Source organism: Streptomyces sp. AC555_RSS877 (assembly GCF_019049245.1).
Lineage (GTDB): Bacteria > Actinomycetota > Actinomycetes > Streptomycetales > Streptomycetaceae > Streptomyces.
The window spans coordinates 163,945-174,144 of sequence record NZ_JAGMUK010000221.1; the positions used below are offsets into that span (position 1 = coordinate 163,945).

The following is a 10,200-nucleotide window of genomic DNA, read 5'->3' on the forward strand; positions in this document are numbered from 1 at the left end:
TCCCTAGGGAGCGAGCCAGACGGTCGTGTCCGGGCCGAGCCGGCCGTCCTCGAACGGGCGGCTCGCGAGCAGCACTTCGCCCGGCGGCAGTGGTACGGCCGTGCCCGACAGGTTGGTGACACACCGCCAGCCGTCGCTGCGGGTGAAGTCCAGCACGCCGTCCGGACTGTCGGCCGTCCAGGTCAGCGTCTCGCCCTCCAGCAGCTTGCGGCGCAGCCTGAGGGCCCTGCGGTAGAGCTCCAGGGTCGAGCCCTCGACCCCGTCCTGCGCCTCGACGGCGTAGGACGCGAAGCTCTCCGGCTGCGGCAGCCAGGCACCGCCCGCGCCGAAGCCGTACGACGGTCCCGTGCTCGTCCACGGCAGCGGCACCCGGCACCCGTCCCTGCCCTTGCGGACGCGTCCCGTCTGTTCCCAGATCGGGTCCTGGAGGACCTCGAAGGGCAGGTCGGCGACCTCGGGCAGGCCGAGTTCCTCGCCCTGGTAGACGTATGAGGACCCCGGCAGCGCCAGCATCAGGAGCGTGGCGGCGCGGGCTCGCCGCAGGCCCTCGGCCGGGTCGACGGCGGGGGCGTGACCGCCGGACAGCAGCCAGGCGTTGTCGTCGGTGCCGGGCGGGAGCATCAGGCGGGAGGCGTGCCGCACCACGTCGTGGTTGGACAGCACCCAGGTGGCGGAGGCGCCGGCCTCCGACGCGGTGGCCAGCGAGTCGGTGATGACCTGGCGCAGCTCGGCGGCGTCCCAGCCGGCCTTCAGGTACTCGAAGTTGAAGGCCTGGCCGAGCTCGTCGGGGCGGGCGTACCGCACGCGCCGGGCGCCCTGGACCCAGGCCTCGGCGACGGCCATGCGGGGCGGGCGGTAGGCGTCCAGGATCTTGCGCCAGTCGCGGTAGATCTCGTGGACCTCGTCGCGGTCGAAGAAGGGATGGGTGCCGGGCGGGAACCGGGGCAGCGCCTCCTCGCTGCTGAGCTCGGGGGCGCCGAGGTCGCGCAGCGGTTCCTCCAGGTCCTTGGCGAGGGCATGGGCGACGTCGACGCGGAAACCGTCGACCCCTCGGTCCGACCAGAAGCGCAGGGTGGTGCGGAAGTCGGCGCGGACCTCCTCGTTGTCCCAGTTCAGGTCGGGCTGTTCCGGGGCGAACAGGTGCAGGTACCACTGGCCGTCCGGCACCCGTTTCCAGGCGCTGCCGCCGAAGACGGACTGCCAGTCGGTGGGCGGGAGTTCGCCGTGGCTGCCACGGCCGTCGCGGAAGACATAGCGGTCGCGGGCGGACGAGCCGGGAGCGGCGGCGAGGGCTTCCCGGAACCAGGCGTGCCGGTGGGAGGTGTGGTTGGGGACGAGGTCGACGATCACCTTGAGGCCGAGGCGGTGGGCCTCGGCGGCCAGCGCGTCGAAGTCGTCGAGGCTGCCCAGGCGGGGGTCGACGTCGCGGTGGTCGGCGACGTCGTAGCCGCCGTCGGCGAGTTCGGAGGGGTAGAAGGGGCTGAGCCACAGGGCGTCGACGCCCAGTGCGGCGAGGTGGTTCAGGCGCCGGGTGATCCCGCGCAGGTCACCGAGCCCGTCGCCGTCGGCGTCGGCGAAGCTGCGGGGGTAGACCTGGTAGACGACGGCCTGCCGCCACCAGTCGGGGTTCCTGGAGGAGAGGTCGGGAAGGTGGAGTCGGTGCTCGGGGTTCGCGTCGGTCACGCGGCGTTCTCCCTCGTGGCGGTCGTGACGGTGGGCAACGGCACTCAGGTACCTGTCCACATTGTCGGGAAAGCGAACTCGAACGCCGTCCGGAGCGGTTCATTCCCTGTGTGTCGGAATTGTGAGGGAGCCCTGAACTCCCTCTGCATATCCGCAGGTTGACAGCGTTCCGCTGAGAGATCCACGATGTGCGAACACTGTGGCGCAAGTGACCAATGAGCCCAGTGTTTCTCAGAGCTGCTGCAAAGCACTTCACCACCCCTCACACACATCCGATGGGATCCGCATGTCGACAGTCAGACGTGTCACCGCGCGCCGCCTGCTGGGGACGGGCGCCGCGGCGCTCGTCCTTTGTTCCGCCTCCGTCGCCGCCGCTTCCGGCGCCTGGGCCACCGGCACGCCCGGTGGCGACGGCTGGAATTCCGGCGGCACCTACAAGCCCGGCACCGGCGCGGGCACGGAGACCGGGACCGACCGCTGCCAGTTCTCGCTGGACGGCACGAGCTTCTACGACTCGGTCAAGGTCGACGACCAGAACCTCAAGCCGACGGACGACGGCAAGGTCCACATCAAGGTCCGCACGGCCGGCGACGCCAGCACCTGCACGGCCTCCCTGGCCTCCTACCTCGCCCACGGCGCCACCTTCGGCACCTCCGGCGAGCAGGTCTTCGTCGACTTCGACACGGTGACCGTCAAGCCGGGCCAGACCGACACCCTCGACATCGCGGTGCCGGACGCGGGCTGCTTCGCGCAGATAGACCTCTACCGCGGCGCGGTCAAGTTCGACGGCGTCCTCGACGCCGATGACGGCTTCGTCCACGGCGACCTGCCCAAGGGTCCGGACCGCCCGGTCATCAAGGACAAGCTGATCGCTGCCTGGAACGGCGGCACGAAGGACTGCACGACGGCTCCGTCCGAGCCGCCGGCCACCCCGACGCCGACCCCGTCGACCCCGGAGGCCACCGAGCCGTCGAAGCCGGCGGAGGAGACGACTCCCCCGGCGACGGAGCCCCCCGCCGGGTCCCCCTCTCCGTCCACCGAGGCCCCGAGCCCGTCGGCCTCCGAGTCCACCACCGTTCCCGCCGCCACCCCGAACGGCGGTGGCGACAACCTCGCGGAGACCGGTGGCAGCAGCGCGACCGGACCGATCGCCATCGGCGCGGCGGTGCTTCTCGCGGGCGGTGCGGGCATCGTGCTGGCGACGCGGCGTCGCAAGGCGGCTCGCTCGTAATCAAGCGCAGTTGGTGTGGTCGGCCGCCGGTCGGGCTGTTTCAGCCCGGCCGGCGTTCGGGCTTCGGGCTGAGGACACGGGATTCGCCCCCGCCGCCCCTTCCCGTCCCGTCCCTGGGGGCTGCGCCCCCAGACCCCCGCTTTCGGCCCGAAGGGCCTCGTCCTCAAACGCCGGACGGGCTGGAAGTTGCACACTGCTTCAGCAGCGAGGCGATGTCGGCGTCCACCACCCGGTAGCGCACGATCCTTCCCTCCTTCTCCCCCTCCACGACCCCCGCCGCCCGCAGCAGCCTGAGTGCCTGCGACACGGCGGGGTCGTTCATGCCGGTGGCGATCGCCAGGTCGGAGACGGCCAGCGGGCCGGTCCGGTGCAGGGCGAGCAGCAGCGCGAGCCGCTTGGGATCGGCGAGCAGGGAGAAGCGGTCGGCCCAGGTGCGGACATGACCCGGTTCGCCGATCGCGGCGATCGCGTCGCACACCCGGTGCCCGTCGATGGTTCGGCGATCCGCTCGGTCGGCCGGAACGAGATGCATGCCGCCATCCTCGCAGGCACCCCCATGTGATCTTCCATACCTGCGCAGGTACGCAGCTATGCAGGAGACCGCTTGCCGCCCTACGGTGGGCGGGCCGTGGTGCTCGGGAAGCCGGTGACGACCCCTCAGGGGGTCCATGCCGGAGCGGCCCTCGCCACTGTGATCGGGGAGTTTCCGTCCCGTCCGGCGCAAGCCGGGCCACTGGTCTCGCGACCGGGAAGGCAGGAACGGACACGCACGACCCGTAAGCCAGGAGACCGGCCACGGCATCTCACGAGTTGATCCACGAGGTGCTGGAGCGTGACCGGATGACCCTGCCCAATCCTGCCCCGACGTCCTTCAAGTGGCGTCGGGAGGACACCCTCAAGACCGCCGGCCTGATGGCGGTCGTCGCCGCACTGCACGTCGTCGCCTTCGGAATCCTGTTCCTCCTCGTCGTCCCCGGGCACTACGAGGTCGGCGACAAGGCCTTCGGCATCGGCCTCGGCATCACCGCCTACACCCTCGGCATGCGGCACGCCTTCGACGCCGACCACATCGCCGCGATCGACAACACCACCCGCAAGCTGATGGCCGACGGCAAGCGCCCGGTGTCGGTGGGCTTCTGGTTCGCGCTCGGCCACTCCAGCGTGGTGGTGCTCCTCGCCCTGCTGATCGCGGGCGGCACCCAGCTCGCCGGAAAGGTCATGAACGAGGACTCCGGCACCCACCAGGTGCTCGGCGTCCTCGGTACGACGATCTCCGGCACGTTCCTCTACCTCATCGCCGCCCTCAACCTGGCCGCCCTGCTCGGCATCCTGAAGGTGTTCAAGGCGATGCGGGCGGGCGCCTACGACGAGAAGGAACTCGAACAGCACCTGGACTCGCGGGGATTCATGAACCGCATCCTGGGCCGCCTCACCAAGTCCATCACCCGGCCCGGTCAGATGTACCCGCTCGGCTTCCTCTTCGGCCTCGGCTTCGACACCGCGACCGAGGTCACCCTGATGGTGATGGCCGGGTCGGGCGCGGCGGCCGGCCTGCCCTGGTACGCGATCCTCTCCCTGCCCCTCCTGTTCGCCGCCGGCATGAGCCTTTTCGACACCCTCGACGGCACGTTCATGAACTTCGCCTACCAGTGGGCGTTCTCCAACCCGGTCCGCAAGGTCTTCTACAACCTCACCATCACCGGCCTGTCCATCGTCGTCGCCTTCTTCATCGGCACCATCCAACTCGTCGGCATCCTGCACGAGAAGCTCGACCTGAGCGACGCGGTCACCACCTGGATCGCCGACATCAACCTCGACAGCGTCGGCTACGTCATCGTCGGCCTGTTCGTGGTGGTGTGGGCGGTGGCCATCGCCTACTGGCGGCTCGCCAGGGTGGAACAGCGGTGGGCGGTCCGGCCGGCGGCGGAAACGCGCTAGACGCCCTCCACCGTCGTCAGCCACAGCTTCACGTACCGCTCCACGTCCACGCGCAACGCCACGTCCACCAGCCGCTGTTCACGGGTGCCCTCGTGGATCTCGGACTCGCCGGGGCGGGGGCGCCGGTCGACGATCGTCTGGCCCCGGGTGGCGCCCGGGGCCAGGCTCACCTCGACCGGGAGGCGTTCGGTGGTGATGCCGTCCGGGTCGACGACCGCGCAGACGGCGCCCGCGTCGCCGAGGCCGCCGGTGGGGGTGGGGTCGCCGGAGGTGGCGGGGTCGCGGTGGGCGAGGAGTTCACCGGCCATGCGCAGGCGGGGTTCGGAGCTCGCGCGCAGCCGCTGCACGTCCCCGGCCGGGACGAGGACCTGCTTGAAGACGTCCAGGCCGTACATCGTGATCGGCACCCCGGCGGTGAGCAGGATCGCGGCCGCCTCCGGGTCGTGCCACACGTTGAACTCGGCGACCGCCGTGGCGTTCCCGGTCGTCACCGCGCCGCCCATGAACACGATCCGCTCGATGTTGCGCACGACCTCCGGGTGGGTGCGCAACAGCAGCGCGATGTTCGTCAGGGGCGCCATGGGGATGAGGGTGACCGGCGTCGGCGAGGCGAGGATCTCCCGCCGCAGCAGCGTCACCGCGTCCACGTCGACCGCCCGGCGGGTCGGCGCGGGCAGCCCCAGGTCGCCCATCCCGTCCTCACCGTGCACGTGCCGTGCCGTCCGCACCGGCTCGATCAGCGGGCGCTCGGCACCCCGCGCGACCGGGATGTCACCGGCCCCGGCCTGCTCCAGCACGGTCAGGGTGTTGCGGACGACGCCGTCCACGTCGGTGTTCCCGGCCACGCAGGTCACCGCCCGCACATCGAGCGCGGGGTGGCGTACGGCGAACAGCAGGGCCAGGGCGTCGTCGACGCCCGTGTCGCAGTCGATGATCACCGGGATGGGCTGACCGGTCACGGCGGGGTTCCTCTCTCCGGGCTACGACGGGTTACGACAGCGACCTTACGCAGCCGCCCACAGTTCGGTCCCGCGATCACCGACCCGGGCGGCGATCCGGTCCAGCAGCTCCCCGACCGGCATCGCCCCCGGCCGGCTCCCGTCCCGCAGCCGCAGCGCCGCCAGGTCACCGTCGGCCTCCCGCTCCCCGATCACCGCCTGGTACGGCACGAGTCGCGCCGCCCGGATCCGGGCGCCGAGGGTGCCGTCACCGGGGCCGTGGAGTTCCGCCCGGAGCCCCCGTGCCAGGGCCTGCCGGACGACCTCGTGGGCCCGCTCCTCCTGTGCGTCCGCGACCGGCAGCACGACCAGCTGCACGGGCGCGAGCCACGCCGGGAACGCGCCGCCGTGCTGTTCGAGGAGATGCGCGACCGCCCGTTCCACGCTGCCGATGATGCTGCGGTGCACCATGACCGGCCGGTGTTTCGCGCCGTCGGCGCCGATGTAGTGCAGGTCGAAGCGTTCGGGCTGGTGGAAGTCGATCTGGACGGTGGAGAGGGTGCTCTCGCGGCCGGCGGGGTCGGTGATCTGGACGTCGATCTTGGGGCCGTAGAAGGCGGCTTCGCCCTCGACGGCCTCGTAGGGGATCCCCGAGGCGCCGAGAACCTCCCGCAGCAGCGCGGTGGCCCGTCGCCACAGAGCCGGGTCGGCGACGTACTTGCCGCCCTCGCCGGGCAGGGAGAGCCGGTATCGGGCGGGGCGGATGCCTAGATCGGCGTACGCGCGGCCGATCAGCTCCAGGGCGTCCCGGGCCTCGTCCACGGCCTGGTCCAGGGTGCAGAAGTTGTGCGCGTCGTTGAGCTGGATGGCCCGGACCCGGGTCAGGCCGCCGAGCACCCCGGACGGCTCGGAGCGGTACATGCCTCCCAACTCGGCCATCCGCAAGGGAAGTTCACGGTAGCTGTGGGAGCGGGAGCGGTAGATCAGCGCGTGGTGGGGGCACAGGCTGGGCCGCAGCACGACCTCCTCCGCGCCCAGCTCCATCGGCGGGAACATGTCCTCGCTGTAGTGCGACCAGTGCCCCGAGATCTCGTACAGCTCGCGTTTGCCGAGGACCGGCGAGTACACGTGCCGGTATCCGGCGGCGCGTTCGGCCTCCCGGACGTACTCCTCCAGGGTGTGCCGGACGACGGCCCCGTCGGGGAGCCAGTACGGCAGGCCCGCGCCCATCAGCGGGTCGGTGTCGAACAGGCCGAGTTCCCGGCCGAGCCGGCGGTGGTCGTGCGGTCCGGACATGGCGGTCATGGCGGTCGTCTCCTCACGGTGACCGGCGACGAGCCCCCGCACGACAAAGCCCCGGGGCACTCGCCCCGGGGCTTTCGACTGGGTCAGCTGTCAGCGCGCCGGGACACTCTCCGGCGTCGTCGTGAGAGACACGAGTAGTACGTGGGCGCGCTGCATGGGGCGACGGTAACAAGGGGACGGGGAGCCGGACGATCGGTTTTCGGGACCCGCGCCGGCCCCGGCACCGGCCCCGCTCACCCGTACGGCCCGGCTCGCTGGTGGGAGGGCGGAGCTGGTGGTGCCGTAGGAGGGCGTACTCGATCTTGGACGGCCTCAAGGAGGCACCCCCGATGACCCCGCCCCCGGCCCGCGCGCTCGCCGCCTGCGCCGTCAGTCTGAGTGCCTTGGCCGGTACGGCCGGCTGCTCCGCCCTCAGTACGCCGCCCACCGCCCAGAAGCCGGACTACGGGCGCGCGACCAGCGCACCCATGACGTCCGCCGCCCCGTCGTCCGCCGGACTCACCCAGGCGCAGGCGCAGGCCGCCCTCGTCACCGAGGTCGATCTCGGCGAGTCCTGGGCTCCTACGCAGGGGTCCGCGACCTGGCACGACGGGCTGCTGAAGGCGACGGCGGAGTGGCCCGAGTGCCGGCGCCTGCTCGACGTCCTCTACACCGAGGAGCTGTTCGGCGCGGACACCCGCCCCCGCGCGGTGATCGGCCTCGACGACGTGTGGAACGGGTCCCAGCTGCGCTACCAGGTCGTCACCCGGAGGGCGGCGGACGTGGACCGGAGTCTGGCCTGGCTGAGGACCCTGCCGCAGAAGTGCGCGCAGTTCACGTCGACGACCGCCCAGGGCAACGTGACCGAGGTCCAGGTCACCGACGCGGCGCTGCCGGAGGTGGGGGACGCCCGCCAAGGTCTACGGGTCACCGTGTCCGGCGCCACGCTGAACGGCGAACCGGTCCTGCTCACCCTGGACGTCGCCGTCGTCCGCGTCGGCGCCGACGCGATCGGCCTCACCCACGGCGGTCTCGGCGACGTGTCGGCCGACGTCACCGAGGCGGCCGTGGACCTGGGCGCGCGGCGTCTGGCGGAGGTCCACAAGCACGGCCGGGCGGAGATCTAGACCAGCCGGTCGACCGCCTCCTTGGACTCCTTCAGACCGTCCCCGGTGATCTCCCGGTACAGCTTCACCGCTTGGACGGTCCTGCCCTCGCGGGCGAGCGAGGCGACCTCGTCCATCCGCGGGTCGTGCTCGGCCAGCCCCAAGTGGTCCAGGACGAGGTCGAGTTTGCGCTCGACTCGCGCGACTCGGCGGTCCGCACGGGAGATGCGGCTCTCCACACCGGCGATGCCCACCAGTACGACCGCGGCGATCAGGAACAGTCCCAGGGTGTCCATGATCGACGATCCTAGGCGCGGCCCGGGACGCCTTCCAGCAGTTCCTCCGGACCGAGCATGCGCTCCGCCGGCGCGCGGGCGACGGTCGTCATGGGCAGCCGCTCCTTCTCCGCGTACAGGCGCAGCAGTACCAGCGCCTCCTTGAGGGAGAAACCCGCGTACTCCGCCACGAGCCCCTTGGCCGGCTCGACCGTCGCCTTGGCGGACACCGCGGCCTGCAGGGAGGTGAGCAGATCGTGCGGCCGCCTGGCTTCGGCGGGCCAGTGGGCCAGGGTGAGCGCGGCGGTGTCGCACAGCCCCTGCGCCACGGCGATGTCGTCGGCGGGCAGGACGTCACCGTGCCGGTTGGCGAGGGACACCGCACCGATCGTGCGGCCGTCGAGGCGCAGCGGCAGGACGTGCAGGCAGACGTATCCGGCTGTCAGGGCGTGAGCGGTGTAGTCGGGCCAGCGGGGTGCCCTCGCGCAGATCGTCGGCGGTGACGGGATCGCCGGTGCGGAAGCAGTCGACGGACGGTCCCCGCCCCTGCCGCACCTGGAGGGCGTCCAGCCGGCCGAGGTCGTCGTCGGAGGCCGTCATGGCGCGCAGGGAGCCCCGCGCGTCGGCCATCACCACCCCGACCGCGTCCACGGCCGGCAGCCCCGTGCAGTGCTCGGTGAGCCGGGCGAACAGATCGAGCGGATCGAAGTGCGCGCCCAGTGTGTCCGCGAGGTCCACGAAGGCGCGGATGAGCCGCATCTCCCGGTTCATCCCAGTCCCCTCACACCGTCACCACTACGCCGGTCCGCCGGTCGGCCGGTTGGCCGGTTGGCCGGTCCGCCGGTCCGCCGGTCCGCCGGTCCGCCGGTCCGCCGGTCCGCCGGTCCGCCGGTCCGCCGGTCGGCTAGCCGGACAGTTCCTAGTCGCGGTCGAACCTCTTCCTGTGCGAGACCACCTCGCGCGCCACCTCGGCGGCGGTGCGGTTGTGCGCGAAGGCGTCGCCACGCAGCCGGGCCAGCGCCTCGTCCGAGCCGACTCCGAGCTGCACCATGATCATGCCGATGGCCTGGTAGACCTCGTCGTGGTCCGCGGTCAGACCGCTCAACCAGGGTTCCGTTCCTCCCTGCCCGTTCTCTTCCCCCCGGGGCAGCGCCATAAGGGCTACCGTCATGAAGCTCGCCACGAGTTGCGCGGTGCGCAGGTCTCGGGCGTCGAGTTCGCCGGGGGTGGCGCGGTAGAGGTCGAGCGTACCCACGCACACGGCGTCGTTCCCGAGCGGAACCGAGTACACGGCCTGCACGCCGGCCTCCGTCGCCTGCTGGGCGAAGACCGGCCAGCGGCGGGCGTCCCGCCCGCTCGTGAGGTCGGAGGCGAGCACCGGGGAACCGATCCCGGCGGCGTGCACGCAGGGCCCGTCGCCCAGGGTGGCCTGGATCTCCGACAAGTGCGCGGCCTGGTTGCTGCTGGAGACCAGTTGGACGGGCATGCCGTCACTGCGCAGCGACACGCTCGCGCCGATCACCGGCAACAGCTTGACCGCCACCCTGCACAGCCGTCCGGGGATCTCCACGGGCTGGGCGCCCCGCACACCCTCGGCGATCACATGGGCCGCCTCCCCCCGCTCGCCCTGCTGCTCCTGAGCGGCGTCATGGCCGGACAGCCGGGGGTCACCGCCGCCCGACCTGTCACACGGACCGTGGTCGTCGCCCGGGGCGCCGTCGCGGTCGTCCCTGGGCCGCACGGCT

Annotated in this window: 11 protein-coding genes and 1 riboswitch; of the genes, 3 read left to right on the top strand and 8 right to left on the bottom strand. The window is 71.8% G+C overall.

What is annotated here, in order from left to right; genetic code table 11:
* Positions 1 to 3 precede the first annotated feature (3 nt).
* Complete coding sequence (locus KUM49_RS45915; protein ID WP_217242937.1) at positions 4 to 1,683, bottom strand: glycoside hydrolase family 13 protein; 1,680 nt, start codon at positions 1,681 to 1,683, stop codon at positions 4 to 6.
* 286 nt (positions 1,684 to 1,969) lie between these two features.
* Here KUM49_RS45915 and KUM49_RS45920 point away from each other — a divergent pair, with 286 nt between their 5' ends.
* The gene (locus KUM49_RS45920) at positions 1,970 to 2,914 is read left to right on the top strand and encodes an LAETG motif-containing sortase-dependent surface protein (RefSeq protein WP_217242938.1); all 945 of its coding nucleotides are present in this window, start codon (positions 1,970 to 1,972) and stop codon (positions 2,912 to 2,914) included.
* Between the two features lie 163 nt (positions 2,915 to 3,077).
* Here KUM49_RS45920 and KUM49_RS45925 read toward each other — a convergent pair whose 3' ends face one another.
* Complete coding sequence (locus tag KUM49_RS45925; protein ID WP_217242939.1) at positions 3,078 to 3,446, bottom strand: metalloregulator ArsR/SmtB family transcription factor; 369 nt, start codon at positions 3,444 to 3,446, stop codon at positions 3,078 to 3,080.
* 80 nt (positions 3,447 to 3,526) lie between these two features.
* Positions 3,527 to 3,727: riboswitch (cobalamin riboswitch) on the top strand.
* Between the two features lie 27 nt (positions 3,728 to 3,754).
* Between KUM49_RS45925 and KUM49_RS45930 the strand changes: the two genes are divergently transcribed.
* Positions 3,755 to 4,852, top strand: a complete 1,098-nt coding sequence (locus tag KUM49_RS45930; RefSeq protein ID WP_254402781.1) for a HoxN/HupN/NixA family nickel/cobalt transporter — start codon at positions 3,755 to 3,757, stop codon at positions 4,850 to 4,852.
* On the opposite strand, the gene KUM49_RS45935 is transcribed toward KUM49_RS45930, so the two are convergent.
* A complete protein-coding gene (locus tag KUM49_RS45935) occupies positions 4,849 to 5,811 on the bottom strand; it encodes a nucleoside hydrolase (RefSeq protein ID WP_217242941.1) in 963 nt (320 codons plus the stop codon). The genes KUM49_RS45930 and KUM49_RS45935 overlap by 4 nt on opposite strands.
* 45 nt (positions 5,812 to 5,856) lie before the next feature.
* The gene (gene thrS, locus KUM49_RS45940) at positions 5,857 to 7,086 is read right to left on the bottom strand and encodes a threonine--tRNA ligase (RefSeq protein ID WP_217243044.1); all 1,230 of its coding nucleotides are present in this window, start codon (positions 7,084 to 7,086) and stop codon (positions 5,857 to 5,859) included.
* A 338-nt stretch (positions 7,087 to 7,424) separates the two neighbouring features.
* Between thrS and KUM49_RS45945 the strand changes: the two genes are divergently transcribed.
* Complete coding sequence (locus tag KUM49_RS45945) at positions 7,425 to 8,201, top strand: hypothetical protein (RefSeq protein ID WP_217242942.1); 777 nt, start codon at positions 7,425 to 7,427, stop codon at positions 8,199 to 8,201.
* Here KUM49_RS45945 and KUM49_RS45950 read toward each other — a convergent pair.
* The 4 genes from KUM49_RS45950 to KUM49_RS45965 form a co-directional block, all read right to left on the bottom strand.
* The gene (locus KUM49_RS45950; protein WP_217242943.1) at positions 8,198 to 8,476 is read right to left on the bottom strand and encodes a hypothetical protein; all 279 of its coding nucleotides are present in this window, start codon (positions 8,474 to 8,476) and stop codon (positions 8,198 to 8,200) included. The two genes, KUM49_RS45945 and KUM49_RS45950, sit on opposite strands and share 4 nt — an antisense overlap.
* Before the next feature lie 11 nt (positions 8,477 to 8,487).
* Positions 8,488 to 8,835 carry an ANTAR domain-containing protein gene (locus KUM49_RS50560; protein WP_217242944.1) on the bottom strand — a complete coding sequence of 116 codons (348 nt, stop codon included), beginning with the start codon at positions 8,833 to 8,835 and terminating at the stop codon, positions 8,488 to 8,490.
* A complete protein-coding gene (locus KUM49_RS45960; protein ID WP_217242945.1) occupies positions 8,810 to 9,226 on the bottom strand; it encodes a hypothetical protein in 417 nt (138 codons plus the stop codon). The genes KUM49_RS50560 and KUM49_RS45960 overlap by 26 nt, the downstream gene beginning before the upstream one ends.
* Positions 9,227 to 9,374: 148 nt before the next feature.
* On the bottom strand, positions 9,375 to 10,196 hold the full coding sequence (locus KUM49_RS45965) for a GAF and ANTAR domain-containing protein (protein ID WP_308407024.1): 822 nt from the start codon (positions 10,194 to 10,196) through the stop codon (positions 9,375 to 9,377).
* Between the last annotated feature and the right edge of the window lie 4 nt (positions 10,197 to 10,200).

Excerpts from the sequence above, each read along its gene's own strand:
- KUM49_RS45960 (WP_217242945.1), bottom strand. The coding sequence starts at position 9,226 with ATGAACCGGGAGATGCGGCTCATCCGCGCCTTCGTGGACCTCGCGGAC.
- thrS (WP_217243044.1), bottom strand. The coding sequence starts at position 7,086 with ATGTCCGGACCGCACGACCACCGCCGGCTCGGCCGGGAACTCGGCCTG.
- KUM49_RS45920 (WP_217242938.1), top strand. The coding sequence starts at position 1,970 with ATGTCGACAGTCAGACGTGTCACCGCGCGCCGCCTGCTGGGGACGGGC.
- KUM49_RS45930 (WP_254402781.1), top strand. The coding sequence starts at position 3,755 with ATGACCCTGCCCAATCCTGCCCCGACGTCCTTCAAGTGGCGTCGGGAG.
- KUM49_RS45925 (WP_217242939.1), bottom strand. The coding sequence starts at position 3,446 with ATGCATCTCGTTCCGGCCGACCGAGCGGATCGCCGAACCATCGACGGG.
- KUM49_RS45950 (WP_217242943.1), bottom strand. The coding sequence starts at position 8,476 with ATGGACACCCTGGGACTGTTCCTGATCGCCGCGGTCGTACTGGTGGGC.
- KUM49_RS45945 (WP_217242942.1), top strand. The coding sequence starts at position 7,425 with ATGACCCCGCCCCCGGCCCGCGCGCTCGCCGCCTGCGCCGTCAGTCTG.